The sequence below is a fragment of the Arthrobacter sp. BGA-UO-ETr-C19 genome (assembly GCF_059568005.1).
Map to the genome: position 1 here is coordinate 161,752 of NZ_JCAQPC010000022.1, position 26,538 is coordinate 188,289.

Here is a 26,538-nt window from a genome sequence, read left to right on the forward strand (position 1 = left end):
CTGAACCGTTTACAGGAGGATTCACATGAGCCGCACGAGCACCAGTCCGGTCGCCCCAGTCGCCGCCACAGCAGCACAGACCATCTTCCGCGTGGGCCTGGGCGGCGTCCTCATAGCCCACGGCACCCAGAAGCTCTTCGGCTGGTTCGGCGGCGGCGGGATCGAGGGCACCAGCAAAGGCATGCACGCCATGGGGTTCCGGCCCGCGAAGCCTAGCGCGGTCCTCGCCGGGCTCGGCGAAGCGGGCGCCGGCCTGGCCCTGGCGCTGGGACTCGGCACTCCGGCTGCCGGGGCAGCTGCTGCCACCACCATGGGTGTTGCGGCCAGCGTCCATGCCCCCAACGGATTCTTCGCCACCGAGGGCGGCCTTGAATACCCGGCAGTCCTGGGACTTGCGGCAGCTTCCTTCACGATTGGCGGGCCGGGCAGCTTCTCCCTCGACTCCGTCACCGGCCACGTCCTGGACCGCCCCTGGATGCGGGCTTTGGCCCTGGCTGTCATTCCGACAGCCATTGCCATCCAGGTGTACCGCCGGCAGAAGGCACTGGCCCACGACACGTCCGGCCCGGACGCCGGAGAGATCGCGGACGCCGCGGGCCCGGACAGCACAAGCCAGGCAACCGAGGGTTAGCCAGCCGTTAGACGTACTTCTTGAACCACACCAGTGTGTCGTTCCAGGCGGCAGTTGCCTGCTGCTCGTTGTAGCGTTCGCCGGTGTCGTTGTGAAAGGCGTGGTCAACGCCCGGATAAACCTTGAGCTGGTTGCGGACGCTCGTAGCCGCCAGGGCATCCCGGAGTTGCGGCATGGGGCCGGTGATCCGGTCGTCCAGTTCTGCGTAGACACCAAACACCGCAGGCTTGATGGACGGCACCTTGTCCAGATCAGGCGCCGGACCGTAGAAGGCCGACGTTGCCTTGAGCCCGGTTATCTCTACCGCCGACTGCCAGGTGATGCCCCCGCCAAAGCAATAGCCGGTCATGGCAATGCGGCCCGGCTCGACGAAGTCCTGCTTCTGCAGGTAATCGAATCCCGCTGCAAAGTCCGCAACGTGCCGCTGGGCGCCGGCCTGCGTCAGGGCTCCCGGAACGGCATCGCGGTCCAGGCTCGCCGTGCCGCCTTCCCTGCTCAGCAGGTCGATCGCCAGGGCCGCGTAACCTTCCTTCGCGAAGCGCCGCGCCACGTCCTGGATATGGGGTGTCAGCCCGCGGTTCTCGTGGCAGACCAGGACGGCCGGGCCGGGCTTCCCTCCTTCGGGCCTGGCGAGGTAACCACTGATCTCGGTGCCGCCCGACGGGAACGTCACTGTCGACGTCGTCATTCCCGCTGCCCCCTCGGGAACGGACAGCGGGCTCTTCGCCCCCGGAACAGCGCCTCCGGAGGCGGTGCCGGTGGCGGTCCCCGACGTCGGGGTGGGAGTGGGCATGGGGTCCGTGCTGCGTGGAACTTCCTGGGGCGTGCACCCAACCAGGAGCATCGCGGCGGACGCCGCAGCCATGCTGCCGGTGATGAACGCGACCCGGCGTGTGAAGGTGTGCTGGCTCATGGCCCCGGCACGGTAGTCGTCGAAAAATTCCTCGATCAGGTACTTCTCAAACTTGCCAAGCTGGGTCATCACGGCCTCCTGGAGTTTTTGCCGCTTATCCTCCTCCCAACTCCAACACCAGACAAGGCACGGCCGGCAACCCGCTGCCTGCTAGTCCTGCACGCCGCCTTTCAGGCCCCGGGCGTAAGCTGCCTGCCCCGCGTGCTGAAGGCAGTCCGCAATGGTGCTGACCAGCCGGACGCCGAAGGTTACCGGCGGGTCCCACCGGGTATCGACGACACGGTCAAGGTCACCGTCACCGAGCGTTCTCAGAACGTCCGCGGTCTGCCGGTGGACCGCCTCGTAGTACTCGGCGAGCAGCTCCCGCGGGGCCCTCACGGCGTCGACCCTGTCCGACGAATGGCCGTAGCCGGTGTCCCGTTCGGGAAGCGGCAGGCCGAACCTGCCGGCAAAGCCCTGCGAGGTCCAGACCTGTGGCAGCCCGGCCGCGGAGGCAACCTGCGTGTCCTCTACCCGGCTCAGGTGCCAGATCAGCCATGCAATGGAGTTGCCGTTGCCCGCTGGCCGGCGGGCCAGGCTCGCGTCGTCGAGCCCTTCGAGCGTGGCATCCACGATTTCGCGGATGCGGCCAAAGGCGTCCAGCAACAGGTCATTGGATTTCATCGGGTCCCCTTACATTTGGCTGTGGGCGGCGACGGCAGGGTCAGAACCGATGCGGGCACCGGCTTCGAGGGCGGTGATGTCGGCCAGCTCGGCAGGTGTCAGTACGACGCCGACTGCCGCCAGGTTGTCCCTCATCCTGCCGCTGTTGGCTGACTTGGGAATGACGATGGTGTCCCGGGCGAGGTGCCAGGCCAGCACAACCTGGGCAGGGGTGACGCCGTACTTGTCGGCTGCGGATGTCACTGCCGCAGCGTCCAGATCAGTACCTTGGCCCAGGGGACTGTACGCTTCCACGGCGATGCCCAGGGAGCGGCTCTTCGCCGCCAGTTCGGGCTGCTGGAACGTGGGGTGCAGCTCAAACTGGTTCACCGCCGGAACGACGTCCGCCGACTGAAGGAGCGTATCCAGGTGGTCCGCCAGGAAGTTTGACACGCCTATCGCACGGATCTCGCCGCTTGCGTGCAGCTGCTCCATCGTCTTCCATGCCTCGGTAAAAAGGTTCCGGGACGGCACCGGCCAGTGGATCAGGTACAGGTCAACGTAGTCGACGCCCAATTTACGGCGGCTGGTCGCGAAGGCTTCCCGGGCCGTACCCTGTTCGCCGTTGCGCAGCTTGGTGGTGAGGAAGATGTCCTCACGGCGGATCCCAGAGGCAGCGATGGCGGCGCCGACGGCGGCCTCGTTGCCGTACGCCGCCGCGGTGTCGATGTGGCGGTAGCCGGCTTCCAGAGCGTCCTCCACGATCCGCTGGGTCTCTTCCGGCGGAACCTGGAAGACGCCAAAGCCAAGCTGCGGGATCCGGACACCGTTGTTCAGGGTGACATTGGGTACGGCTTGGTGTGGCGTCATCAGATTCTTCCGTTGCTGGGGCGGGTCATCCTAAGTATGCCTGCCACCGGGCCGGCGGCGGAGGACCCTAAGGGTGAGCGGGCCACCTGGACCATTGGTATGACTTCGGGAAGCCATGCGCCCAACACGGCCAGCGCAATAGCCCAGGTTGTTCTCTGCCGTTTCGGGCCCGCTCACTGATAGTGGCCCCGGGACCATTTCACATCACGACGTCGGGCGGGCGCCAGCGGTTTTGGTCACCCCCTGGCAGCCGGGCGGTTGGCGCCTTTCGGCCTGAACCAGCCGGGACTACGATTTTGCCTGTCGTACCCGCCAAAGCTTGCCGGCAGCGATCCGGGAGGCCAGAGCAACTGAAGGGGAAGCGCGGTGAGCAGGGAGACCAGGCAGAGCGGGCCGCATTGGCGTCGGGTGATGGCGGCCCTCGCCAACAGCGATGCGCGGACCGCCTACGCACAAATAGTGCTGGGGGCCGGTCCCACCGCCGCTGCTTCGGCTCCGGGCGGCCAACGGCGCGACCGGGCCATCGCCGCCCTGCTCGACGCAGGCCTGGTCGAGCGGACCGCGGGCAATGAACTGGAGGCATCCGAGTCGATCTTCCGCGACCTTCTCACGCAACAGCCCAAACGCCAGCCGCAGACTGGAGTGGCCCGGTTCATGCGTCTTGGCCGGATCGACAGGTATCCGGCCAACCAGGCGGAGCGGCGGGAACTCCTGGCCTGGATCGCCGGCGAGACCTTCGCACCGGGCGAGGAGCTCACGGAACGAAAGGTCAATGAACGGCTCCTGAGCTATACCGACGATGTGGTGCTGCTGCGCCGGTACATGATCGATTTCGGGGTGCTGGAGCGGACGCCGTCGGGATCCTCCTACTTTCGCCCCAAAGGCGGATAGGCTCAGTCGCCCCGCGCCTTCCGGGTGGCGGCATCATTGGCCTTCTGGAGCGCCTCGACAAGTTCGTCCTTGTCCATCTTCGACCGTCCTTCGACGTTCAGTTCCTGGGCCAGCCTGTAGAGGTGCTCCTTCGAGGCGTTCGCATCCACGCCTCCCGCGGTGGGCGCAGGCGAATCCAGTCCCTCCGCCGCGTGCTGGTCGGAGGGACCGGGGTCTTCCTTCGGTTCCCAGTGGTCGCCCACCTTCTCGTAGCTGTGCTTTAGGGATGCGAAGGCTGTCCGGGCAGCCCGGCTCTCGTCATTGTCATAGGACTCCAGCGCTGAATCGTAGGTCTTGGCGAAAGTGTCCTGGGCTTTCTGCTCCGAACGCTGCAGGGTCGAGGGAAGCTCTTCCTTGCGGGCGTGATCGTCCTTGCCGGTCTTGGGCATGCCACCCACGCTCCTTCATCAACAGACAAATCATGCAGATGGAACCAGCTTGCCACCGATGCTGGGCTTTCGCATGGGCACGCAGGGCAAAATTGTCTCCTAGGCGTCCTCGGAATCCAGGTCGAGGTCCGGGATGTCGAGCAGGCCAAGGTCCTCCAGCACCGTTGCGTCCTCATAGGTGTTCGCAATGCACCGGACCAGGGGAGGCGGTACCCGGAAATGCGTGTCGATCGTCAGGATCCCCTGCTCGGCGAGTGCTTCCAGCTGGTTCATGGCCGCGACCTTCAGCGACCCGACCGTGGCCTTTTCCTCCGGCGACGCACCTGCCCGGGGGTCCAGCACAGCGTCCGTCCTTGGAGGATCCTCCGAGGCCGCCGCCAGCAGGATCGAGGCCACGGTTGCGGCAACGAGGACTTCCCACGGCTGCTCAGGGTCATAGCCGAGCACGGAGGCCGCGAGGAACTGGTCTACGAAGAACACCAGTTCCTCCAGCCGGTCCGAGGTGTCGCCAGCCTGGAAGACGGCGGAGGCCGGCGACGGCACCGCCTTCGTTGGGCCGACCTTGATCAGTTCAGTGCGGGCCAGCGCCTCCCACACCTGCGCCAGCAGCGGCACCTCGTACATGCTGCGGACTGTCGGGACGGGCTGTTCCGAACCGCCGTTTGCGGACTGTGGGGCTCCGGCCTGCTTGGGGCCACCCCTGACCGTCAGTCCGACACACGCCGCCGCCGCTTCGATGTCCTTCGTCCGGAGCGCCCCGGTTCCGGTCACAGGCTTTGCGTCGCCGATCCACTGGAGCAGTGCCGTCGTCCGCTGGACCAGCGGGAGCTCCGAAAAGACCGGCAGGGCGTCGTCGTCGGAAATGACCGGCACGTCGACGAGGCTCCAATCCTCCGTCTCCCCCAGAAGGGCGCCAAGCAGGTCAAGGACCTCGGCGAGCTGTTCCGCTGAACCTGACCACCGCTCAGTGTCCGCGAGAAAGTTAACGAAACCCGTGCACGGCGGCGATGACAAACTCACCACGGTCGTCGTCTTCGTCTACCGCCGTGGAGGCGAGATCGGCAGCGAGCGCGTCGGCCAGGACCACAGGATCAAGGCGTGTCAGGTCAGCAGCGGCCACAGGGTCCATGTAGCGGCCCATAACACTTTTTATGGCTGCCAGGCACTCGAGGGCTGTGGCAGCAGCACCCGGAGTGCCGTCGTCGAACCACCGGACAAATGCCGGCGCGAGCGAGTCGACTGCCCGCGCGGCACGGAATGAGCTCAGGGAAGCGGGCGAAGAGCCGCGTGCGGCGGAACGTCCCGTGCCAGCGGGACCCTTGCGTTTGTTCCGGTTCCGGCCGTTCTTGCTCATGCTGCCCCTGACTGATTGTGCGGCTGTTCTTACGACGGCGGTACTGACCATTCGCGCGGCGTGCCACCCGGCGCGCTGCACTCAGGGGCGTGCTCCTGGCCACTAGGATTCCCGCGTCTGGCGGCGGTTCCGTCCCTGGTAGAGGCGTCGGTAGCTGGAGGGCGTTGTGTTGAGTTCGCGCATGAAGTGGAGCCGGAAGTTTGCTGCCGTTCCCAGGCCTGACCTGGCCGCTACTGCCTGCACGGTCAGGTCGGTCGTTTCGAGCAGGCGGCAGGCCTCGGCAATGCGCTGGCTGGTCAGCCAGCGCAGCGGTGTTGTTCCCGCCTCTGCCAGGAATTTGCGGGCGAAGCTGCTGGGGGCCCAGCCTGCATGGGTGGCCATGTCGATGACGGTCAGCGGTTCAGCCAGATGCTGCCTGGCCCAGGCGCAGGTTTCGGCGAAGTGGGTCAGCGGCGCGGCTACGGGGCGTTCAATGAATTGTGCCTGTCCGCCCTCGCGGTGGGGGGCCACGACCATCCGCCGGGCGATGCGGTTCGCTGCCTCGGTGCCGTGGTCTTTACGGACCAGATGCAGGCACAGGTCGATCCCGGCCGCCACACCGGCGCTGGTGCTGACGCCGTCGTCGTCGATGTACAGCACCCCGGCGTCGACGGCGACCGCCGGGTGCAGGGTCTGGAGGCGCTGGGCGTCTCGCCAATGCGTTGTGGCGCGTTTCCCGTCAAGGAGGCCGGCAGCCGCCAACGCGAAAGCCCCGGTGCAGACGGACACCACCCGGGCTCCGTTCCGCGCCGCCTCACGGAGCGCTTCGCAGACGCTGGCCGGAGGGTCGTTGAGCGGGCTGAACCCGGGCACAACAATGGTGTCGGCTGACAGAAGGGCCTCGAGCCCCTCCGCGGCATGAATGGCATACCCGGTTGTGGTCGGGACCAGACCGGGTTCGGCGGCGCAGACACTGAAGGAGTACAGTTTCCGCTCGTCCTCATGGCCGAAAACCTGCGCTGGAATCGCAAGGTCAAAGGCGACGACGTCCGGCAACGCCAGGGCAACGACACGGTGCATGAGGCCACTGTACCCACGGGGCCGCTGTCCGGATCCCTGCCGGCAGGATCCTTTTCATGCTGGCAATTTTTGCCACTCCCCCGCACTGCTGCAGGTTGGCAGTCTTAGTCCATGACCAACTTTCGACCTTCAGCGCCGCCGCTGACCGCGCGCGGAGATGCACGAAGCAAAACACCGCGCCGCAGGCTTCGCACCGTGGGTGTTGCGGCCGCCATTGTGGCAGGCCTCCTTCTTGCCTCCACGGCCGCCAACCTGGCCATGAACCAGGCGGAGCGGTCAGCAACCGCGCAGTACGGGCAGAGGGTGCAGACAAGCCACGGTGCCCTCAACGTCGTGCGCACACCAGGGAACGGCAGGACCGGACAGTCCGTCGTGCTGCTCAGCGGTCTAGGCACGCCGGCACCGGCAGTGGACTTTGCACCGCTCATCCGGGAGCTCGGGGACTACGACGTCGTGGTCGTGGAAGGGTTCGGCTACGGGTACAGCGACCAGCCCCCTGTGGAGCGCACCATCGAGAACATCACCGCCGAGCTGCATGAGGCCCTCGCGAAAGCGGACGTTCCCAGGCCATATGTTCTCGGCGGCCATTCCATCGCCGGTTTCTACACGCTCGCCTACGCCAACCGGTACCGGAACGACGTCTCGGCCATCATCGGCATCGACCCCACGGTTCCCGCCGCCGGGACCATCCACGCGGACCAGACCAGTGTCCCGGCCGGCGGCATCAACTGGGAAGGTCTGATCGCTGCCAGCGGCCTGGTCCGCTGGGCCACCATGCTCGCACCCGGCCTCGTGGAACCGGACGGCACGGCCTACACGTCCGGTGAGCGGGATCAGATGCGCATGATGGCCAATTGGAACTTCGGCAATCCATCCGTCCTCGACGAGACCAATCGGATCGCCGACAACGCCCGCAAGGTGCAGGCAATGCGCTACCCGGACGACGTCCCCGTGCTCACTTTCCTCGCATCGGCGAAGGAAACCGCACCGGACGCTGCGCTGCACGAGAGCCGGCTGCAAAACGTCCGGCACCACGAAATCGCCATTATCCCCGGCGGACACTACCTGCACTGGACCCAGGCGCCGGCCATGGCCAGCAAGATCAAAGCCTTCCTGGCCGCCAACGTGCCCGGAGCGCATTGACGGTTCAGGCCATGCCGGAGTCCGTCCCCTGGTCGGCAAGGCTGCCCAGCTTTCCGCTTGCGGGACGCCGGTTCTTACAGAGCCGGAAGCCGAACCACCGTGTCGCCGTACTGGACGGTCACTTCATCAGTCGGGTCAATGCCTTCAGGTGTCCGGATCACGTAGGTGCGTCCAACCCAGTCGCTTGTGCAAATTGGCCCGCCTCTTGTGCCAATGCCGATTGTCATCCGGTGCTTGTCCACGACCTCCAGCGATGAAGGATAAGCCGGGCAGCTGGAACTTCCGCCAATGACAATGGCAAATTTGCTTCCGCTTTCGAGCCAGCCCGCTAAGGGAAAGGGCAGCGTCGGGTCGCCAGCACGGGGGGATGACGGTGCAGATGTGACAGCTTCCCTGGGGAGAAGCCCTTGGCTTTCCGATTCAACCTGCAACTCTGGTGATGATTCGGGCGGGGCTGTACAGGCCGCGATCATCAGTACAGAGGCGATCGACACCAGCCGTGGCAGCTTTCCCATGTCACGAGGCTACGCCCCTGCAGAAATCGTGGCGCCTTCGGGCCCCCGACGGGCCTCGTGCAGTCTTCGGCGATGCCCCAACCCCCTCATTTGGGGGGTGGCAATCGAGTTTCTTGCGGGTCGACACCCACTTTTTCCTAGGGGTCGACACAGACAGTGGGATCGTCCTGAAGCTGAAGGTTGGGGAGACCTCAGTCAGGACAACCGGGCCCGATGCATTCCCCAGCTGCATCGGACACGGCGCCTAGTCCAACCACGGTCTGAAGCAGGTCTCAAACATGCGCGATCGACAAAAGACTGGGGCGTTGACTCGCGCCTCGGCTACGAAGCTGTCCTCCCGGCTCCCGTTGCGGCAACGCCGCCGCACCTGGTGCGCCCTTCTGTCAGCAGTACTTGCATTCGCCGGGCTGTCCGTCAGCGGAGTCGCCGTCGCGGATGTCGGGACGATTGGCCACGATACGCTTCGGACCGGATGGGATAGCAACGAGGGCACGCTCTCGCCGTCGGCCGTCTCGTCGTCGAACTTCGGCAAGCTGTTCTCCACGGCGGTGGACGGGCAGGTCTATGCCCAGCCGCTCGTGGTTGGCGGCACTGTGATTGCCGCGACGGAGAACAACGCTGTGTACGGGCTGGACGGTGTCACGGGGGAAACGAAGTGGCAGCGTTCCCTCGGGCCGGCCTGGCCGGCGTCGACCGTGAGCTGCGGTGACCTCACGCCCAACATCGGAATCACCTCGACGCCGGTCTTCGACCCGGCAACAAACAGTGTCTTCCTGCTGGCGAAGACGAACGACGGAGCCACCCCGCAGCTTCCGCACTGGTACATGCACTCCCTCGACCAGGCGACCGGGGCAGAGCGGGCCGGGTTTCCCGTCCTCATCAGCGGCGCCCCCACCAACGATCCGACCCGCCCGTTCAACGCAATGACCGCCATGCAGCGGCCCGGACTGCTCCTCATGGACGGGGTGGTGTACGCGGGCTTCGCCAGCCACTGCGACTACACCCCCTTCGTCGGCTACGTCATCGGGGTGTCCACCAGCGGACGGCAGACCACGATGTGGGCCACGGAGTCAGGCAACGCCAATGCCGAGGGCGGGATCTGGCAGTCCGGCGGAGGCCTGGTATCCGACGGTCCCGGCCAGATCCTGTTCGCCACCGGGAACGGCATCTCCCCGAAAGCTGGCCCGGGCAAACTCCCTCCCAGCACCCTCGCGGAATCGGTGGTCAGGGTCCAGGTGGGAAGTGACGGCAACCTGCGCCCAACCGACTTCTTCAGCCCTGCCAACAACCTCAAGCTGGACCAGAACGACACCGACCTGGGTTCCGGAGCCCCGATTGCCATTCCTGACGGCTTCGGCACGCCCGAGCACCCGCACCTGCTGGTCCAGGTCGGCAAGGACGGCCACGTCTACCTGCTGGACCGGGACAATCTGGGCGGCATGGGGCAGGGGCCAGACGGAACCGATGCAGTCTTGGACGCGGCCGGTCCTTACAACGGGGTGTGGGGACGGCCCGCGTTTCTCGGGACGGGCGACGGCGGGTATATCTACACCGTCGAAAACAGGGGGTTTCTGCGCGCGTTCAAGCTTGTGCCGGACAGCACGGGCGGGATCAGGCTCGCGTCCGTCGGAACGTCAACAGGCACGTTTGGGTACACGTCGGGCGCGCCAGCGGTGACCTCTTCCGGCACTGACGGGTCCTCCGCCCTTGTCTGGGCGGTCTACTCCACCGGTGGAACCGGGGTCACTGCGGAACTGCGGGCCTACCGCGCCCTCCCGGACAGCACGGGGTCCCTCCAGCAGGTGTTCAGCGCCCCGATAGGGACAGCCGCCAAGTTCTCCTCGGTAGCCACTGACAACGGCCGGGTATACGTCGGCACCCGAGACGGTCACGTGCACGGCTTCGGCGCCCCGACAACTGCAGCCGTGGGCGCGACGGACACCGACCTGGGCACGGCCGAAGTAGGCGCCACCCAGACCGGCAACGTCACCATCACCGCCACCCGGGCAGTCACGGTCAGCGCGGTCACAACAGGGGCGCCGTTCGGGATCGGAACTTCGGCTGGCCTTACCGGGACGCTGCAGAGCGGCGAAAGCCTGACCGTTCCGGTGACCTTCTCGCCGACAGCTCCCGGGCAGGCGGACGGCACGCTGACGGTTAAGACGGACGACGGCGAGACCGTGCTCCTGGGCATCCACGGCGTCGGCACCCGGGACGGCCTGGGCGCCACCCCGGCCGCGCTCCAGTTCACCGGCGTCCCGACCCTGGCGAGCAACCGGCAAACTGTCAACATCGTCAACACCGGTGCCACCGTCGTCGAGATCACCGGCGTTACCCTGCCGGCCAGCGCGGAGCTGAGCGTCGACGCGGCCACACTGCCGGTGGCGGGCCAGCAGATCCAGCCCCTCGCCTCGGTTCCGGTGTCTGTAACCTTCAGCCCCACGACGGCGGACCCGGTGGCCGGCTCGCTGGTCATCGCCAGTGACCGCGGTAACGTGACCGTGCCGCTGACCGCGACCGCCGTGTCCGGCGCGGCGCACCTGGAAATGCCGCCCGCGCTGGACTTCGGGGACGTCCCGGTGGGAACATCGGCCACGGCGGACTTCACCATAGACAACACGGGCAATATCCCGATGACGATCACCAAGGCGAAGGCGCCGCAGGGTGTCTTCTCGACCACCACGCCCATCTCCGAGGGCCTCACCATCCCGCCGGGTGAGTCCGCCTTCCAGAGCGTGACCTTCACGCCGGCGGCGCTGGGGCAGGCCGGCACGCCGGACACGTTCTACCTGATCACCACGGATGACGGCCAGGGCGAGCTGAAGGTCATGCTCACCGGCAGCGGCACCGACGACCCGATCGCAGTCAAGGCACAACAGATCGGCGCCGGCCGCCCCGCGTCCTCCCTCGGGCGGGCGCTCACCGGACAGTACGCCGTTGCGGATGGAAAGTGCCAGGATTTTGTCACAGGGGTGATCTGCTGGTCGCCGGCAACAGGTGCCCATGAGGTCCATGCCGCGGTCTACACCAGCTACAAGGCCGCGGGCGGCGCCGCGGGCATGCTCGGCTTCCCGACCACCGACGTGAGGGTAACGCCGGACGGGGTGGGCCGGTACAGCCACTTCTCCGGGTCGGGCGGAGCCTCAATCTACTGGTCGCCCAAGACCGGCGCGCATGAGGTGCACGGTGAGGTCCGGGCCAAGTGGGCGTCGCTGGGCTGGGAGAAGGGCGTGCTCGGCTACCCGACCGCCGACGTGGCGGCAACCGCGGACGGGCTGGGGCAGCACAGCGACTTCTCCGGTTCGGGCGGAGCCTCAATCTACTGGTCGCCCAAGACCGGCGCGCATGAGGTCCACGGGGCGATCCGGGCCAAATGGGCAGCACTGGGCTCGGAGAAAGGCCCGCTCGGCTACCCAACCACCGACGAGAAGATCACGCCGGATCAGGTCGGCCGGTACACCCACTTCTCCGGTTCGGGCGGGGCCTCAATCTACTGGTCGCCCAAGACCGGCGCGCATGAGGTCCACGGGGCGATCCGGGCAAAGTGGGCGGCGCTGGGCTGGGAGAAAGGCCTGCTCGGATATCCGCTGACGGACGAGCTGGCCGCTTCGGACGGGGAGGGCCGGTACAGCCACTTCTCGCGGTCGGGCGGGGCCTCGGTCTACTGGTCGCCGAAGACCGGTGCGCATGAGGTCCACGGCGCGATCCGGACCAAGTGGGCATCACTGGGCGGGGAGAAAGGCCGGCTCGGTTATCCAGTCACCGACGAGTTCGCTGTTCCTGGCGGCCGGGAGTCGGATTTCCGCGGCGGCCGGCTGGTCTGGACTGCACGGACAGGAGTGGTTAGCGGATAGCCCCGGAGCTCGCCCGGACTGCAATCGGCGTCAGGACGGCGGCACGGATCCACGGCTTTTCTGCGAACGCCGCCTGTCCCAGGCCGGCGCATGCGTCACTTCGGATCGAAAGGATGGCGATGAACATCAGGCGGACTACTTTGTCGGCAGCGGCCCTACTTGGAGCCTTGGCGGTGGCCGGCTGTGGCGCGTCAGCTCCCTCGCCGGGACCAACCGTTACCGTGACCGCGGCTCCCGCCGCCACACCGGCAGCCCAGAAATTCACGGCAGCGACCAGCGGCAAGATCATGGCGGCCCGGATCATGGCACGGGCCCACCCCAAGAACGCCGGCGTCAAGATCGGAGGTGTGGAGTGCAAGAACTTCCCCGATACCAAGGTAGGCACCCACACCGATTGCCAGATGATGGTCAACGGCGCCAAGCGCGGGTACCTCGTCACCTTCACCGGGAGCGACGGCCACTATGTGGTCAAGGCCCAGAAGCTCACCTGGTAGCCAAGGGAGCGCACGGGACAGGACAGGTCAGCCCTCCCACGTTCATGCGCGGGAGGGCTGACCTGAGACAAGAAGAGAGAAGAAGACCTAGAAGTCCCAGTCCTCATCCTCGGTGTTGACGGCCTTGCCGATCACGTAGGACGAGCCCGAACCCGAGAAGAAGTCGTGGTTCTCGTCGGCGTTCGGCGACAGGGCCGAGAGGATCGCCGGGTTCACGTCCGTGACGGAGGCCGGGAACATGGCCTCGTAGCCCAGGTTCATCAGGGCCTTGTTGGCGTTGTAGTGCAGGAACTTCTTGACGTCCTCGGCCAGGCCCACGCCGTCGTAGAGGTCGTGCGTGTACTGGACCTCGTTCTCGTACAGCTCGAAGAGCAGTTCGAACGTGTAATCCTTGATCTCCTGCCGGCGCGCCTCCGAAACCTTCTCCAGGCCCTTCTGGAACTTGTAGCCGATGTAGTAGCCGTGCACGGCCTCGTCGCGGATGATCAGGCGGATCAGGTCAGCCGTGTTCGTCAGCTTGGCGCGCGAGGACCAGTACATCGGCAGGTAGAAGCCGGAGTAGAACAGGAAGCTCTCCAGCAGCGTGGAGGCCACCTTGCGCTTGAGGGGATCGTCGCCCTGGTAGTAGTCCATGACGATCTGGGCCTTCTTCTGAAGGTTCTCGTTCTCGGTGGACCAGCGGAAGGCGTCGTCGATCTCCTTGGTGGAGCACAGGGTGGAGAAGATCGAGGAGTAGCTCTTGGCGTGCACGGCCTCCATGAAGGCGATGTTGGTGTACACGGCCTCTTCGTGCGGGGTGAGCGCGTCCGGGATGAGGCTGACGGCGCCGACGGTTCCCTGGATGGTGTCCAGCAGGGTCAGGCCGGTGAACACGCGCATGGTCAGCTGCTGTTCTGCCGGGGTGAGGGTGTTCCACGACTGGACGTCGTTGGACAGCGGCACCTTCTCCGGCAGCCAGAAGTTGTTGACGAGGCGGTTCCAGACCTCTACGTCCTTGTCGTCCTGGATACGGTTCCAGTTGATTGCTTCGACGTGCGTCAGCAGCTTGACCTTTTCGGTCATGTCATCCCCTAAAAAGTTGGGTGGGTTCTTACTTAAAGCGTACGACGGCGGGCGGGCACCCGCCGTCGTACGCGTCCCTCAGTCTCGACAGGCTCGACCAGCGGGTTACAGCATGCAGGAGACGCAGCCCTCGACTTCAGTCCCTTCCAGCGCGAGCTGGCGGAGACGGATGTAGTAGATGGTCTTGATGCCCTTGCGCCAGGCGTAGATCTGCGCCTTGTTGATGTCGCGGGTGGTGGCGGTGTCCTTGAAGAACAGCGTCAGCGACAGGCCCTGGTCCACGTGCTGGGTGGCGGCGGCGTAGGTGTCGATGATCTTCTCGTAGCCGATCTCGTACGCGTCCTGGTAGTACTCCAGGTTGTCGTTCGTCAGGTACGGCGCCGGGTAGTAGACGCGGCCGATCTTGCCTTCCTTGCGGATCTCAATCTTGGACGCCACCGGGTGGATCGAGGAGGTGGAGTTGTTGATGTAGGAGATCGAGCCGGTCGGCGGAACGGCCTGCAGGTTCTGGTTGTAGATACCGTGCTCCATGACGGAGGCCTTCAGCTCGCGCCAGTCATCCTGCGTGGGGATGTGCACGTTCTTGAAGAGCTCCCTGACCTTCTCGGTCTGGGGCACCCATTCCTGCTCCGTGTACTTGTCGAAGAACTCGCCGGAGGCGTACTTGGACTTCTCGAAGCCGCCGAACGTCTGGCCGGTCTCGATGGAGAGCAGGTTCGACGCGCGGACCGCGTGGAACACCACGGAGTAGAAGTAGATGTTGGTGAAGTCCAGGCCCTCTTCGGAGCCGTAATGGACCCGCTCACGCGCCAGGTAGCCGTGCAGGTTCATCTGGCCCAGGCCGATGGCGTGCGACTGGTCGTTGCCGCGGGCGATGGACGGCACCGAGGTGATGTTGGACATGTCCGAGACAGCCGAGAGCGAGCGGATCGCCGTCTCGATGGTCAGGCCGAAGTCCGGCGAATCCATGGTCTTCGCGATGTTCAGCGAGCCCAGGTTGCAGGAGATGTCCTTGCCGGTCTCGTCGTAGGACAGGTCATCGTGGTACGTCGTGGGCTGCGAGACCTGGAGGATCTCCGAGCAGAGGTTGGACATGATGATCTTGCCGTCGATCGGGTTTTCCCGGTTAACGGTGTCCTCGAACATGATGTACGGGTAGCCGGACTCGAACTGGATCTCGGCGAGGGTCTGGAAGAACTCTCGCGCCTTGATCTTGGTCTTCTTGATCCGGGAATCGTCCACCATCTCGTAGTACTTCTCGGTGACCGAGACGTCGGAGAACGGCATCCCGTAGACGCGTTCGACGTCGTACGGCGAGAACAGGTACATGTCCTCGTCCTTCTTGGCCAGCTCGAAGGTGATGTCCGGGATGACGACACCGAGCGAGAGGGTCTTGATGCGGATCTTCTCGTCCGCGTTCTCGCGCTTCGTGTCCAGGAACCGGTAGATGTCCGGGTGGTGGGCGTGCAGGTACACGGCACCGGCGCCCTGGCGGGCACCCAGCTGGTTGGCGTAGGAGAAGCTGTCTTCGAGGAGCTTCATCACGGGGATGACGCCGGAGGACTGGTTCTCGATCTGCTTGATCGGAGCACCGACTTCGCGGATGTTGGTCAGCGCGAACGCCACACCGCCGCCGCGCTTGGACAGCTGCAGCGCGGAGTTGATGGAGCGGCCGATCGACTCCATGTTGTCCTCGATGCGGAGCAGGAAGCAGGAGACCAGCTCGCCGCGCTGCTTCTTGCCGGCATTCAGGAACGTCGGGGTGGCCGGCTGGAATCGGCCCTCGATGATCTCGTCCACCATCTGCAGGGCCAGCTGCTCGTTGCCGCGGGCCAGGTGCAGGGCGACCATGCACACGCGGTCCTCGTAGCGCTCCAGGAAACGCTTGCCGTCGAACGTCTTCAGCGTGTAGGACGTGTAGAACTTGAAGGCGCCCAGGAAGGTCTCGAAGCGGAACTTCTTCTTGTAGGCGCGGTTGAACAGGTCACGGATGAAGTTCATCGTGTACTGGTCGAGGGTTTCGCGCTCGTAGTACTGGTTCTTCACCAGGTAGTCGAGCTTCTCCTCGAGGTCATGGAAGAAGACCGTGTTGTTGTTCACGTGCTGCAGGAAGTACTGGTGGGCAGCCTCGCGGTCAGCCTCGAACTGGATCTCGCCGTTCGGACCGTACAGGTTCAGCATCGCGTTCAGCTCGTGGTAGCCCAGGCCCTTATAGGCAGCGGGGAGCGCCGGTTTCTCCTGCTTTTCAACGGCCGTGTCCATGGACGCGTCCTTTCCTTCGGGCCTGGTTACTTCTGTGTCTGCGACAGTCGTGTCCAAAACTCTTCCAATCCTTCTTGTACACGGGAGACGTCTTCCGGCGTACCCATGAGTTCGAACCTGTATAGGTGGGGGATCTTGCACTTGGCGGCGATGATGTCGCCTGCCATGCAGTAGTTGTCCCCGAAATTAGTGTTTCCGGCGCCGATGACGCCGCGGAGCAGGCGCCGGTTATCCGGGTTGTTCAGGAACCTGATCACCTGCTTCGGCACTGAACCCTCGCCGCCTGTCCCGCCGTAGGTGGGGACCACGAGCACAAACGGCTCACAGGCAACGAGGGGTTCATCCTTCGCATGCAGGGGGATCCTGGCGGCGTCCGCACCAAGCTTGACGATGAAGCGCCTGGTGTTCTCGGAGGCCGAGGAAAAGTAGATGAGGCGGCTGTGGGTCTGCTTCACGGGCAGGGTCTGACTGACGGGCGTCGTGTCCGCAGCACCGGCTGCGGCCGGCGCATCGGCAAGTGCCGGCGCGGCCATGCGAGTCACCTCATCTGCTTGGGAAATCTCTGCCGGAAACGGCGTGGGCGCAGCCTTAGGCCACAGAAGCGGACGCGCTGAGCGCCAGCTCTTCGATCTTGTCCGGGCGGAAGCCGGACCAGTGGTCCTGGTCCGTGACGACGACCGGCGCCTGCATGTAGCCGAGCGACTTCAGGCGCTCAAGGGCGTCCGCGTCCTGGGAGATGTCCACGCTCTGGTAGGCGATGCCCTTCTTGTCCAGCGCACGGTAGGTAGCGTTGCACTGTACGCAGGCCGGCTTGGTGTAAACCGTAACGGTCATGGTTCCTGTCCCCTTTGTTGAAGTCACTGCTGCTGCACTCTTCTGAGACCTTGCTGGTGTCTCTGTCTTTAAATCTCTGGCATCGTAGCGGTGGACTCTGCCCGGACCTTACCGTCCAGTACTGGCTGCCCCGGTCTCCCGCTCAATCTGTATGTCGATACTACATGTAGTGCGCGGCCCCGGATGGGACCCCAAGATGATGTATTACAAGTATGTCATTTAATGCACTTTTAATCCACAGGCCGGGCCCCTCAAAATGTCCGGATTTCCGGCTTTTTGGCGGACGGAATCCACACCCTGTGGAATAGTTAGACACATTTAAACGCCAGCGTGTCGTCCCGAAGACGGCGTGTCGCTGCACTCCGGACGGCACCTTTTGAGTGGCCCGGAACACAGCAGTGGGGGTCCCGAAGCATGCTTCGGGACCCCCACTGTGACTAAGCAAACGCCGAACCGGAACCGCACCTCCCTGCGGACTGGAGCTGCGCCCTCGGCGGGCTACAGCTGCGCCTCCCGGCGGTCCAGGACGATCTGCTGCACGTCCAGGTATCCGGACTGGAAGCCGGCCCGGGAGTAGCAGAGGTAGAACAGCCACATCCGCTGAAAGACCTCATCGAATCCGAGCGCGCGCACTTCCTGCCCACGCTGCAGGAACCGCTCCTCCCACAGCCGCAAGGTGGCGGCATAGTGATCCCCCATCCCCCGGCGCTCACGCACCCTGAGCGTGGTGTGCTGCTCCGTGATGCTCTCGATCGCCCGCACGGACGGCAGGAACCCGCCCGGGAAGATGTACTTGTGCACCCAGGTGTAGGCGTTGCGGGTGGCAAGCATCCGCCCGTGCGGCATCGTGATGGCCTGGATGGCCACCCTGCCGCCGGGTGCCAGCAACCGGTCGATGGTCTGGAAGTAGACGGGCCAGTATTCGTACCCCACCGCTTCGATCATCTCGACGGAAACGACGGCGTCGTACTCGCCTTCCACGGCGCGGTAGTCCTGCAGTCCCACGGTGACCTGCCCGGAGAAGCCGGCCTCCCCGATCCGCTGCTGCGCCAGCGCCTGCTGCTCGCTGGAAAGGGTGACCGTGTACACGGTGGCACCCCGGGCAGCGGCCCGCAGTGCCAGCTCGCCCCAGCCGGTGCCGATTTCAAGCAGCCGCGTGCCCTCGCCCACGCCGGCCTTGTCCAGCAGCCTGTCGATCTTGGCCTGCTGCGCACCGGCAAAGGCATCCCAGCCCACCTCTGCCAGCTGGCCGGCCGAGGCCGGGAACAGCGCCGCGGAGTAGCTCATGGTGCCGTCCAGGAAGTTGGCGAACAGCTCGTTGGAAAGGTCGTAGTGCCGCGAGATGTTGCCGCGGGTGTTCTGCTCGGTGTTCCGCTCCTGCCGGGGCGCCCTTGGCAGGTACAGGCTCCGGAGTTTCTGCAGCTGCACGGGGATGAGCGTGTCCACCGAGGAGGCAAAGACCTCGAGGACGCCGGCGAGATCTGACGCTTCCCAGTCCCCCGCCATGAAGGACTCCCCCAGCCCGATCAGCCCGTTGTCGCCGATCCGGACCGCGAAGTGCTCCTGACGCACCATGGTCAAAACCGGCGCGTCTGCACCGCCGGTGCCCAGCACCGTCCCGTCGGGGTATTCCACCCGCAGCGGCAGGCGGCGGACCGCCGCCCGGAACAGCGCATCGGCAGCCCGCCCGGCCACCTTCGCCTTGAGCCCAGCGGGCGGACGGGCGACGCCGGGCCACACCTCCGCATCGATGGCCGCCGGCGCCCGCGGCACCCGGAAAGCTTCGACGGGCATGTTTCCCTGGTGTGAAGGGACCCTGTATGAGGGGTCGGTGTACGAGGGATCAGTGTATGAGGGGTCAGTGTATGACGGATCTGTGAGAGTCATGAGACGGCCTCCTGTGCTCGGTGGTCGGGACGGTTGGTAACGGGCAAGCCGCGGGCCCAGAGTCTGATTCCCTGCCAGCGGATCTGCAGGACGACGCGGAGCGGCGCGAGCGGAACCGCAGCCGCCGCGGCCAGGATGCTGCGGGCGGTGGCGGGCCGCCGCTCGCCGGTCATCGTGGCGGTGAACGGCTTCCGTCCGGTGCGCTCCAGCACTACAGCCACCGCGAGTTTGCCCGCGGGTTCCGGCAGGCTCATCCGGTAGCTGCCGTCCACCCCGTTGAACGGAGAGACGAAAAATTCCTTGTCAGTGCGGGCGCGGCCGGCGCCGTCCGGGTGCAGGAGGTAACAGTGCCGTTCCCCGTAGGTGTTGTGGACCTCGGCGATGACAGCACGCAGCGCGCCGTCGGCGCCGTGGCACCAGAAGATGCTGATCGGGTTGAAGACGTGGCCCAGCACCCTGGCGCTGGCCAGCATGGTGACGGTGCCGCCGTCGTGATCTTCGCCGTTCACGGCGAGGAAGCGGTCCACGTTCTCGCGGAGGCTCGCCGCGGGATCCCCCAGATGGTCCTTCGCATGGAATCCGGCGAGGGGCCGCAGCCACCAAGGCAGTCGTGGGAGGTCATCGAGGTCGACGTACCAGCTGTAGCTGCGGTAGGCGAAGGCGTTCTTCAGTGGATCCTGCCGCACATGGCGGATGCTGGTCCGGTATATGGCCGCGGTCATGGCACGAGCTCCGCGGCATGCCCGGCATCGGATTCAGCGGGCACCGGCACTCCAGCGAAGGGATCCTCCCACTCGCGGCCCAGCTGCGCGGCCGCCTTCACACCGGAGGCGGCGCCGTCCTCGTGGAAACCCCATCCGTGGTAGGCGCCAGCGAAGGCCAGCCGGTGGTCGTCCAGCTCCCGAAGGCGTTCCTGGCCGGCCACTGATTCGGGCGTGTACTGGGGGTGCTCGTACACGAGGTCCTGCAGCACTGCGTCCGCCTCGATCAGTTCCGATTCGCCGAGGCTCACGATGTAGCTGCCGCCGTCGTCGGGGTTGAGCCGCTGCAGCCGGGTCAGGTCGTAGCTGACCAGCACGTGTCCGGGGCGCGCGGCGCAGGACGGCAGCCGGTAGTTCCAGGACGCGCGGGCGGCGCGGCTGCGCGGCAGCACTGCCGGGTCGCGGTGGAACTTGATGCGGTTGACGGAATACGGGAAGTTCCCCAGAACCTGGACCTCTGCGGGGGTCGGTTCAGCCATCATGGCGAGTGCCTCGCGGGGGTGGGCGGCAATAACAGCGGCGTCGAAGTGTTCGGTTCCGGCCGCCGTCGTAATCGCCACTCCTGTTGGGATCCGGCGCACGGCGAGGACAGGGCTGGAGAGGCGGACATCCTGGAGACCTTCGACCACACGATCCACATAGCGGCGGGATCCGCCCTTCACGGTCTTCCACTGCGGCGAGCCCTTGATGCCGAGCATGCCGTGGTGTTCAAGGAAGGTGAAGAGGTAACGGGCGGGATAGGCCAGGGCGGTGGTGGGGTCGCAGGACCAGACCGCGCTGACCACCGGCGCCATGAAGTGCGAGGTGAAGTAATCGCTGAAGCGTTCGCGGTCAAGGAACTCGCCCAACGTTTCCTCCGGTCCCCCGCCGTCCGCGGAGCTGGCCAGCAACGCCCGTGCCTTGCGCCAGAACCGCAGGATCTCGGCGAGCATCAGCAGGAACCGGGGCCGGGCGAGGTTGGCGGGCCTGGCAAAGACGCCCGAGGCGCCCTTGGCGCCGGCGTACTCCAGGCCACAGCCGTCGCACCGGACGCTCATGGTCATGTCCGAATCCTGCGTCTCCACGCCCAGTTCGTCGAACAGCCGGATGAGGTTCGGGTAGGTGCGGTTGTTATGGACAATGAAGCCGGTGTCCACGGCGAGGCCCCCCGACTCCTGCCGTACGTCGTGCGTGTGGGCATGCCCGCCAGGCCGGGAATCCGCCTCGAAAAGGGTCACGTGGTCCCGGCGGCTGAGGATATGCGCGGCCGTCAGGCCCGCCACCCCGCTTCCGACGACGGCGACGTGCCGCCTTTCGTCTCCACTCCGTGCTGGGCTCGGTGACAATCTTCGCTCCTCCGCTGAACAGGTGCCGCTGATTTGGGTAGTCAACGGCTATTCGGAGCAGTCAGGCGGGCCGGATGGGTGCGGAGTCTTTTCCCGTACCAGAGCACCCGGAGTAAGGTTGGCTGGTGGTCAACCCCGTGCATTTGAGGACGCTCCTTGAGGTGACGCGGCTGGGTTCCTTCGCGGCGGCGGCGACGCGGCTTGGCTACACGGCCTCAGCGGTGTCCCAGCAGATGTCTGCCCTGGAGCGGGATACCGGCGTCCGCCTGTTCCAGCGCTCCGCCCGGAGCGTGGTCCCCACCGATGCGGCGATGGTGATGGCGCGCCACGCGGCTAAAGTCCTCACCGACATCGAGGCGCTGATGGCTGCCGCATCCAAGACGCAGGACACCACCACCCAGGAGCTCCGGCTGGGTATCTTCCCGAGCCTGGCCACCTATGTCCTGCCGCGGATCCTGCGCAGTCCGGCATGGAAGGGACTGGGCATCGACCTGAAAGTTTCTGTGGCGGAACCGGCCCAGACCATCCAGGGGCTGCGCACCGGCGGCGACACCGATGTGGCGCTCGTGTACCAGGTGGGGCAGTCCGGGCTCGCCTGGCCGCACACTATCAACCGGCAGTGGATCGGCGACGACAACTTCCGCGTGGTCCTGCCCGCCGGGTGGGGCTTCCGCACCGAAGCGAAGGTGGCGGCGGACCATCTTTCGGACATGCCGTGGATCATGCACCATCCCGGCACGAGCGATGCCACCGTCATCGAGCGGCTTTTCGCGGGCTGCAACCTCCACCCCCGCGTGGTGGCCTACAGCGACGACTTCCATGCCAGCCTGGAAATGGCCGCCGCCGGACTGGGGGCAGCACTGGTGCCGGAACTTGCGCTGCTCCACCGGCCGGCCGGCGTCGTGGTGCTCGACGTCCCGGAGATCCGGCTGGCCCGCAACGTCTTCGCACTGCTCATCAATGACAAGAAGACGGCCCGGGTGCAGCTGTTCGTGGACCTGCTGGCGGAAACGATGGGCGGCCTGGGGCAGTCAGTTAAATGACCCCCGATGCTGGAATGCTCTGCTTTTCGGGTCTATGTTGAAGATATGACCACCAAGGTAGCGAGCCAGCACTTCGGAGTAATCGAGCTGAACCACGGCAGGGACCATAACGTTGCCGCGGAGCACGAGCTGGCCGGACAGCGCCTTGAGCTTGACCTGAACATCAACGCCCATGACCACTTCGACGAAGCGGCCATGCATAAGGTGGACTACCGCCTCCGGTACCTTCCCGAGCTCGTGGACGAAGTCAGGGAAATGATTGCCGAGGAGCTCGAGCAGGAGGGCACCAGCCCGCAGGAATACCTCCGCTTCCACTGCAACGCCATCAAGGACGAGCACCTGCAGAAAATCTTCGGCGTGAAGGACAAGAGCCAGCTCACCAATGCGGTGTTCCTCAAGGCCCTGAAACTCGGCCATGTGGGAATCTACCCCGGCCAGCCCGAACGCTACTTTGTTCTGGACTTCACCCTGGGCGAGCACTTCACGGACGAGGTCCTGGTGGCCTCCGCTGACGAGGACGGCGTCGTCGACGACGAGATCGTCTGGGAATCCTGAACTTAAAGAACGACGGCGGCCGGTCACCTGAGGTGACCGGCCGCCTATTCGTGGTGCTTTTTGCTACTTGGCGCCCTCGAGCAGTTCGGCGCGGACCGTCTTGGTGGCCGTGACCAGGTTGCGCAGGGACGCTTCGGTCTCGGCGTAGCCGCGGGTCTTCAGGCCACAGTCCGGGTTGACCCAGAGCTGGCGGGACGGAACGTGCTTCACGGCGGTGCTCAGCAGTTCGGTGACTTCCTGCTCGCCCGGGACGCGCGGCGAGTGGATGTCGTAAACGCCGGGTCCGACGCCGCGGCCGAAGCCGTGGGACTCGAGGTCGTGGACAACCTCCATGCGGGAGCGGGCGGCTTCGATCGAAGTCACGTCGGCGTCCAGGCCGTCGATCGCGTCGATGATCACGCCGAACTCGGAGTAGCACAGGTGGGTGTGGATCTGCGTGGCGTCAGCTGCACCGGCGGTGGCCAGGCGGAAGGAGTTGACGGACCAGTCCAGGTAAGCGGGCTGGTCGGCCTTGCGCAGCGGGAGCAGTTCGCGCAGGGCGGGCTCGTCAACCTGGATGATCTTGATGCCGGCAGCTTCGAGGTCGGCGATCTCGTCGCGCAGCGCCAGGCCCACCTGGTTGGCGGTTTCGCCCAGCGGCTGGTCATCGCGGACGAAGGACCACGCGAGGATGGTGACCGGACCGGTCAGCATGCCCTTCATGGGCTTGTTGGTCAGCGACTGGGCGTACTCGGCCCACTTCACGGTGATGGGGGCGCTGCGGGTGACATCGCCCCAGAGGATGGACGGACGGGTGCAGCGGGAGCCATAGGACTGAACCCAGCCGTGGACCGTGACGTCGAAGCCTTCCAGGTTCTCGGCGAAGTACTGGACCATGTCATTGCGCTCGGGCTCGCCGTGCACCAGGACGTCGTAGCCGAGCTCTTCCTGCAGGTCGACGACGCGCTTGATCTCGTCCTTCATGAGCTGCTCGTACTGCTCGTTGGTCAGGTCGCCCTTGTTGTTGCGGGCGCGGGCCGACCGGATTTCCGAGGTCTGCGGGAAGGAGCCGATGGTGGTGGTGGGCAGCGGCGGCAGGTGCAGTGCTGCTTCCTGGGCGGCTTCGCGGACCGAGTATTCGGAGCGGTTGAAGTCGGCCGGGGTCAGGGCCTCGGTCCGGGCCCGGACGTCGGCACGGCGGACACCCTCGGCTTCGGCGCGGGAGGCGATGACGCGGGTGGCCTCGTCGATGGCCGGCTGAACTGCGGCGGCGTCGGTCAGCAGGCCGGCGAGGGTAACAACCTCAACGGCCTTCTGGTCGGCGAAAGCCAGCCAGCTGCGCAGCTGCTCGGACAGCTGGACCTCTTCCTCGACGTCGTGCGGTACGTGCTGGGTCGAGGTGGAGGTGCTGATGGCCAGCCTGGCGACGCTCTTCTGCAGCTCGGCGATCTTGTTGGCCGAAGCCTGCAGGTCGTTGCGCCAGATGTTGTGGCCGTCCACGACGCCGGCGACGAGGGTCTTGGTGCCCAGCGCAGCCAGTGCTGCAGCGGAGGGAACCTCGCCCTTGAAGACGTCGATGTGCAGGGCGTCGATGTTGGTGGCGGCGAGGGAGCCGAGCTGGCCGTTCAGTGCGCCGTACGGCGTGGAGACGAACAGCTGCGGGCGGCTGGCTGAAGCGGTGAGGACCTCGTAGGCGCGGGCAACGGCTGCCTGGATTTCCTGTTCCGGGGTGTCCTGATCCACAACCAGGGCAGGCTCGTCCAGCTGGACCCAGCTGGCGCCGGCAGCTGCCAGCTTCTCGAGCAGCGCGGTGTAGACCGGCAGGACGTCCTCGAGCCGGGACAGCGGGCTGAAGCCCGCGGGGGCGTCGTCGGAAGCCTTGCTCAGCAGCAGGAAGGTGACCGGGCCGACGATGTACGGGCGGGTCTCCACGCCGTTGGCGAGGGCGTATTCGAACTCTTCAACAATGCGGTTGGACGTGAGCGCGAAGTTGGTCTCCGGGCCGATTTCCGGCACGAGGTAGTGGTAGTTGGTGTCAAACCACTTGGTCATTTCCAGCGGCTGCTGTTCCTTGTTGCCGCGGGCCAGAGTGAAGTACCCGTCGATGTCCAGCTGTCCCTCAGCGTTGAGGAGGTTGCCGAAGCGGGCCGGAACGGCACCGACGTGGGCGGCGGCGTCGAGCACCTGGTCGTAGAAGGAGAACGTGCCCGGAACCGCAGCGGCCTCGGTGAGGCCCAGGCCCTGCAGGCGCTTGGCGGTGCCCAGCTGGATTTCCTTGGCGGCGGCGTCGAGGGCAGAGGCATCAATCTTGCCGGCCCAGTACGCTTCCACGGCCTTCTTCAGTTCGCGGCGGCGGCCGATGCGCGGGTAGCCGAGGATGGACGCGGACGGGAAGGGCGTGCTCTGCACGGAAGTCTGTTCAGTCATGTGAATTTCCTTGAATCGTTGGGAAAGCTGTGAATGTCTCGGGGAGGAAAGCGGTCAGCTGGCGAGCTGGCGCCGGGCGAGCGCGGTCAGGCGGCTGGACGAGCGGGCCGGCCGGGCCAGCGACAGCTTGTCCAGCACCTCCAGGGCGCTCTGGTGCTCGTTGAACGTGTAAATGTGGAGTCCGGGCGCTCCCGCGTCCAGGGCCGCGTTGGCCAGGTCCACCGTTGCGCTGACGCCGATATGGAGCCGTTCGGCGTCGGTATCCGCCGCCGCCAGCCGCTCGATGAGCTCCGGTGCGGGTTCGACGCCGGTCAGCTCGCCGAGGCGCCTGAGCCTCCGCAGGCTGGTGAGCGGCATGACGCCGGGGATGATCGGGATGGTGACGCCCGCCCTGCGAGCCCTGGCCAGGAGGTCCGCATACTGGTCCGTGTGGAAGAACACCTGGGTGATCGCGAAGTCGGCACCTGAGCGCTGCTTGGCGAGCAGCACCTCAACGTCGTGCGCCTCGCTGGGCGATTCCGGGTGCCGCGTCGGGTAGGCCGCCACACCAACGGCAACCTTTCCGGCGCACAGCAGGGCCGAGCGCCGCTGCTCCACCCGGCGGATGAGCTCAATAAGATCCTGGGCGTAGCGCAGCGATCCGCTGACCGGTTCGCCGCTGTCCTTGGGCAGGTCGCCGCGGAGGGCGAGGATGCCGCGGACGCCGGCGTCGAGCAGTTCACCGATGATTTCCGCGAGCTCCGTCGGCGTGTTGCCAACACACGTCAGGTGGGCAAGCGGGCGGAGAGTCGTCTCCAGCACCAGGCGGTTGATGAGTTCGACGGCGGTGTCCCGGTTGGAGCCGCTGGCACCGTACGTGACCGACACGTAGTCGGGGTCGGTGGCTTCCAATTCCCGGATGGTGGTCCACAGGGTCTCGGCGGCAGCAGGCGAACGCGGCGGAAACAGCTCATAGGAGAGCGCCACCGGTGCGGTGTCGGAGAGATTTGGGTGTGTGTCTATAAGGCTTGGTGGTGACATTTGCGTCCTTGGCTTTGGGCCATTGAAGGCTGCTCTGCCTTGGCGGGAAGCCCTGGCAGCATGCGGTCAATGAATTGAGTTTGGGGAACACGGGAAGGACTTCGGCAGGGCGCAGCCGCGACTGTTACGCCTGTAAAGAAGTCCACCGTGAGCAAATGTCAGGCCCACATGGGGGCACCCACACCCTCCTTGGCGGCCGGCAGGCGGCTCGCCGCAGCGGAGGATCGCTGACACGTTACCTCGGTAACTTGTATAGAACTCTAGAAGCCGTCCCGGGATGCCTTCAAGTTGACGCCGAATTAAGACGCTGCTTTACGCCCGATTGGACCGCCCGTTCAGAATTATCTTCGCCGAAAGGGACTCCGAGGGCATAGGCCGCCGGGAGCTGGCCTGGCGTGGCCCTTTTCAAACCGCAGAAATTAGTCCATTCTTTTGTCACGTCGTATCGGATTCGGCAAGGTCTCAGGTTGAGGAGGCTGGATGCTTCTTCTGGTTCTTGCTCGGTGAATCGTCCCGAGAGAACATAATCCGCGCCCGTCGCTTGGCCTGCGTCGCTCCCTCCCGGGATTCGCCCGCTGGCAGGGCGCGG

The 26,538-nt window shown here is 65.7% G+C and carries 24 protein-coding genes; 7 read left to right on the forward strand and 17 right to left on the reverse strand.

Annotated features, from left to right (window positions below):
- Positions 1 to 25: 25 nt before the first annotated feature.
- Positions 26 to 631, forward strand: a complete 606-nt coding sequence (locus tag AC57BR_RS15640; RefSeq protein WP_496362134.1) for a DoxX family protein — start codon at positions 26 to 28, stop codon at positions 629 to 631.
- 7 nt (positions 632 to 638) lie between these two features.
- On the opposite strand, the gene AC57BR_RS15645 is transcribed toward AC57BR_RS15640, so the two are convergent.
- From AC57BR_RS15645 to AC57BR_RS15655, 3 genes are all read right to left on the reverse strand, one after another.
- Complete coding sequence (locus AC57BR_RS15645; protein WP_496362136.1) at positions 639 to 1,613, reverse strand: dienelactone hydrolase family protein; 975 nt, start codon at positions 1,611 to 1,613, stop codon at positions 639 to 641.
- A gap of 81 nt (positions 1,614 to 1,694) precedes the next feature.
- Positions 1,695 to 2,207 (reverse strand): mycothiol transferase, encoded by a 513-nt coding sequence (locus tag AC57BR_RS15650; protein ID WP_496362138.1) that lies wholly within the window; start codon positions 2,205 to 2,207, stop codon positions 1,695 to 1,697.
- 9 nt (positions 2,208 to 2,216) lie between these two features.
- A complete protein-coding gene (locus tag AC57BR_RS15655) occupies positions 2,217 to 3,056 on the reverse strand; it encodes an aldo/keto reductase (RefSeq protein WP_496362140.1) in 840 nt (279 codons plus the stop codon).
- A 366-nt stretch (positions 3,057 to 3,422) separates the two neighbouring features.
- Here AC57BR_RS15655 and AC57BR_RS15660 point away from each other — a divergent pair, with 366 nt between their 5' ends.
- On the forward strand, positions 3,423 to 3,947 hold the full coding sequence (locus AC57BR_RS15660; protein ID WP_496362142.1) for a DUF2087 domain-containing protein: 525 nt from the start codon (positions 3,423 to 3,425) through the stop codon (positions 3,945 to 3,947).
- Between the two features lie 2 nt (positions 3,948 to 3,949).
- Here AC57BR_RS15660 and AC57BR_RS15665 read toward each other — a convergent pair whose 3' ends face one another.
- The 4 genes from AC57BR_RS15665 to AC57BR_RS15680 all read right to left on the reverse strand — a co-directional run bounded on the left by AC57BR_RS15665 (position 3,950) and on the right by AC57BR_RS15680 (position 6,788).
- Positions 3,950 to 4,375: a ChaB family protein gene (locus AC57BR_RS15665; protein ID WP_496362144.1), complete on the reverse strand. Its 426-nt coding sequence runs from the start codon at positions 4,373 to 4,375 to the stop codon at positions 3,950 to 3,952.
- A gap of 99 nt (positions 4,376 to 4,474) precedes the next feature.
- Positions 4,475 to 5,395 (reverse strand): hypothetical protein, encoded by a 921-nt coding sequence (locus AC57BR_RS15670; RefSeq protein WP_496362146.1) that lies wholly within the window; start codon positions 5,393 to 5,395, stop codon positions 4,475 to 4,477.
- A complete protein-coding gene (locus tag AC57BR_RS15675) occupies positions 5,358 to 5,729 on the reverse strand; it encodes a hypothetical protein (RefSeq protein WP_496362148.1) in 372 nt (123 codons plus the stop codon). Before AC57BR_RS15675 ends, AC57BR_RS15670 begins: the two co-directional genes overlap by 38 nt.
- Before the next feature lie 102 nt (positions 5,730 to 5,831).
- A complete protein-coding gene (locus AC57BR_RS15680; protein ID WP_496362150.1) occupies positions 5,832 to 6,788 on the reverse strand; it encodes a GlxA family transcriptional regulator in 957 nt (318 codons plus the stop codon).
- 111 nt (positions 6,789 to 6,899) lie between these two features.
- On the opposite strand from AC57BR_RS15680, the gene AC57BR_RS15685 reads away from it, so the two are divergent.
- A complete protein-coding gene (locus AC57BR_RS15685) occupies positions 6,900 to 7,931 on the forward strand; it encodes an alpha/beta fold hydrolase (protein WP_496362152.1) in 1,032 nt (343 codons plus the stop codon).
- 74 nt (positions 7,932 to 8,005) lie between these two features.
- Here the strand turns inward: AC57BR_RS15685 and AC57BR_RS15690 are convergent, their stop codons facing one another.
- Positions 8,006 to 8,446, reverse strand: a complete 441-nt coding sequence (locus AC57BR_RS15690) for a hypothetical protein (protein WP_496362154.1) — start codon at positions 8,444 to 8,446, stop codon at positions 8,006 to 8,008.
- A 305-nt stretch (positions 8,447 to 8,751) separates the two neighbouring features.
- On the opposite strand from AC57BR_RS15690, the gene AC57BR_RS15695 reads away from it, so the two are divergent.
- Both AC57BR_RS15695 and AC57BR_RS15700 read left to right on the forward strand, forming a co-directional pair.
- Positions 8,752 to 12,300: an Ig-like domain-containing protein gene (locus AC57BR_RS15695; RefSeq protein WP_496362156.1), complete on the forward strand. Its 3,549-nt coding sequence runs from the start codon at positions 8,752 to 8,754 to the stop codon at positions 12,298 to 12,300.
- 221 nt (positions 12,301 to 12,521) lie between these two features.
- Complete coding sequence (locus tag AC57BR_RS15700) at positions 12,522 to 12,794, forward strand: hypothetical protein (RefSeq protein WP_496362158.1); 273 nt, start codon at positions 12,522 to 12,524, stop codon at positions 12,792 to 12,794.
- Positions 12,795 to 12,881: 87 nt separating this feature from the next.
- Here the strand turns inward: AC57BR_RS15700 and nrdF are convergent, their stop codons facing one another.
- The 7 genes from nrdF to AC57BR_RS15735 all read right to left on the reverse strand — a co-directional run bounded on the left by nrdF (position 12,882) and on the right by AC57BR_RS15735 (position 20,925).
- Positions 12,882 to 13,856, reverse strand: a complete 975-nt coding sequence (gene nrdF / locus AC57BR_RS15705; protein WP_496362159.1) for a class 1b ribonucleoside-diphosphate reductase subunit beta — start codon at positions 13,854 to 13,856, stop codon at positions 12,882 to 12,884.
- 105 nt (positions 13,857 to 13,961) lie between these two features.
- On the reverse strand, positions 13,962 to 16,118 hold the full coding sequence (gene nrdE / locus AC57BR_RS15710; protein ID WP_306923999.1) for a class 1b ribonucleoside-diphosphate reductase subunit alpha: 2,157 nt from the start codon (positions 16,116 to 16,118) through the stop codon (positions 13,962 to 13,964).
- Positions 16,119 to 16,144: 26 nt separating this feature from the next.
- On the reverse strand, positions 16,145 to 16,651 hold the full coding sequence (gene nrdI / locus AC57BR_RS15715) for a class Ib ribonucleoside-diphosphate reductase assembly flavoprotein NrdI (RefSeq protein ID WP_496362162.1): 507 nt from the start codon (positions 16,649 to 16,651) through the stop codon (positions 16,145 to 16,147).
- A 55-nt stretch (positions 16,652 to 16,706) separates the two neighbouring features.
- Positions 16,707 to 16,952 carry a glutaredoxin-like protein NrdH gene (nrdH, locus tag AC57BR_RS15720; protein WP_076802586.1) on the reverse strand — a complete coding sequence of 82 codons (246 nt, stop codon included), beginning with the start codon at positions 16,950 to 16,952 and terminating at the stop codon, positions 16,707 to 16,709.
- A gap of 498 nt (positions 16,953 to 17,450) precedes the next feature.
- Complete coding sequence (locus tag AC57BR_RS15725; RefSeq protein WP_496362164.1) at positions 17,451 to 18,746, reverse strand: class I SAM-dependent methyltransferase; 1,296 nt, start codon at positions 18,744 to 18,746, stop codon at positions 17,451 to 17,453.
- Positions 18,747 to 18,835: 89 nt separating this feature from the next.
- Positions 18,836 to 19,561, reverse strand: a complete 726-nt coding sequence (locus tag AC57BR_RS15730) for a DUF1365 domain-containing protein (protein ID WP_496362166.1) — start codon at positions 19,559 to 19,561, stop codon at positions 18,836 to 18,838.
- Complete coding sequence (locus AC57BR_RS15735) at positions 19,558 to 20,925, reverse strand: NAD(P)/FAD-dependent oxidoreductase (protein WP_496362168.1); 1,368 nt, start codon at positions 20,923 to 20,925, stop codon at positions 19,558 to 19,560. The genes AC57BR_RS15730 and AC57BR_RS15735 overlap by 4 nt, the downstream gene beginning before the upstream one ends.
- A gap of 125 nt (positions 20,926 to 21,050) precedes the next feature.
- Here AC57BR_RS15735 and AC57BR_RS15740 point away from each other — a divergent pair, with 125 nt between their 5' ends.
- Complete coding sequence (locus AC57BR_RS15740) at positions 21,051 to 21,968, forward strand: LysR family transcriptional regulator (protein WP_496362170.1); 918 nt, start codon at positions 21,051 to 21,053, stop codon at positions 21,966 to 21,968.
- Between the two features lie 45 nt (positions 21,969 to 22,013).
- A complete protein-coding gene (locus tag AC57BR_RS15745; RefSeq protein WP_003800997.1) occupies positions 22,014 to 22,523 on the forward strand; it encodes a DUF2004 domain-containing protein in 510 nt (169 codons plus the stop codon).
- 63 nt (positions 22,524 to 22,586) lie between these two features.
- Here AC57BR_RS15745 and metE read toward each other — a convergent pair whose 3' ends face one another.
- Positions 22,587 to 24,929: a 5-methyltetrahydropteroyltriglutamate--homocysteine S-methyltransferase gene (gene metE, locus AC57BR_RS15750; RefSeq protein ID WP_496362173.1), complete on the reverse strand. Its 2,343-nt coding sequence runs from the start codon at positions 24,927 to 24,929 to the stop codon at positions 22,587 to 22,589.
- 54 nt (positions 24,930 to 24,983) lie between these two features.
- Complete coding sequence (locus AC57BR_RS15755) at positions 24,984 to 25,949, reverse strand: methylenetetrahydrofolate reductase (protein ID WP_496362175.1); 966 nt, start codon at positions 25,947 to 25,949, stop codon at positions 24,984 to 24,986.
- Positions 25,950 to 26,538 lie beyond the last annotated feature (589 nt).

Coding starts and splice junctions, on each gene's coding strand:
- metE (WP_496362173.1), bottom strand. CDS start 24,929: ATGACTGAACAGACTTCCGTGCAGAGCACGCCCTTCCCGTCCGCGTCC.
- AC57BR_RS15640 (WP_496362134.1), top strand. CDS start 26: ATGAGCCGCACGAGCACCAGTCCGGTCGCCCCAGTCGCCGCCACAGCA.
- AC57BR_RS15680 (WP_496362150.1), bottom strand. CDS start 6,788: ATGCACCGTGTCGTTGCCCTGGCGTTGCCGGACGTCGTCGCCTTTGAC.
- AC57BR_RS15755 (WP_496362175.1), bottom strand. CDS start 25,949: ATGTCACCACCAAGCCTTATAGACACACACCCAAATCTCTCCGACACC.
- AC57BR_RS15655 (WP_496362140.1), bottom strand. CDS start 3,056: ATGACGCCACACCAAGCCGTACCCAATGTCACCCTGAACAACGGTGTC.
- AC57BR_RS15690 (WP_496362154.1), bottom strand. CDS start 8,446: ATGGGAAAGCTGCCACGGCTGGTGTCGATCGCCTCTGTACTGATGATC.
- AC57BR_RS15685 (WP_496362152.1), top strand. CDS start 6,900: ATGACCAACTTTCGACCTTCAGCGCCGCCGCTGACCGCGCGCGGAGAT.
- AC57BR_RS15675 (WP_496362148.1), bottom strand. CDS start 5,729: ATGAGCAAGAACGGCCGGAACCGGAACAAACGCAAGGGTCCCGCTGGC.
- nrdF (WP_496362159.1), bottom strand. CDS start 13,856: ATGACCGAAAAGGTCAAGCTGCTGACGCACGTCGAAGCAATCAACTGG.
- nrdI (WP_496362162.1), bottom strand. CDS start 16,651: ATGGCCGCGCCGGCACTTGCCGATGCGCCGGCCGCAGCCGGTGCTGCG.
- AC57BR_RS15665 (WP_496362144.1), bottom strand. CDS start 4,375: ATGCCCAAGACCGGCAAGGACGATCACGCCCGCAAGGAAGAGCTTCCC.
- AC57BR_RS15745 (WP_003800997.1), top strand. CDS start 22,014: ATGACCACCAAGGTAGCGAGCCAGCACTTCGGAGTAATCGAGCTGAAC.
- nrdH (WP_076802586.1), bottom strand. CDS start 16,952: ATGACCGTTACGGTTTACACCAAGCCGGCCTGCGTACAGTGCAACGCT.
- nrdE (WP_306923999.1), bottom strand. CDS start 16,118: ATGGACACGGCCGTTGAAAAGCAGGAGAAACCGGCGCTCCCCGCTGCC.
- AC57BR_RS15650 (WP_496362138.1), bottom strand. CDS start 2,207: ATGAAATCCAATGACCTGTTGCTGGACGCCTTTGGCCGCATCCGCGAA.
- AC57BR_RS15730 (WP_496362166.1), bottom strand. CDS start 19,561: ATGACCGCGGCCATATACCGGACCAGCATCCGCCATGTGCGGCAGGAT.
- AC57BR_RS15725 (WP_496362164.1), bottom strand. CDS start 18,746: ATGCCCGTCGAAGCTTTCCGGGTGCCGCGGGCGCCGGCGGCCATCGAT.
- AC57BR_RS15645 (WP_496362136.1), bottom strand. CDS start 1,613: ATGACCCAGCTTGGCAAGTTTGAGAAGTACCTGATCGAGGAATTTTTC.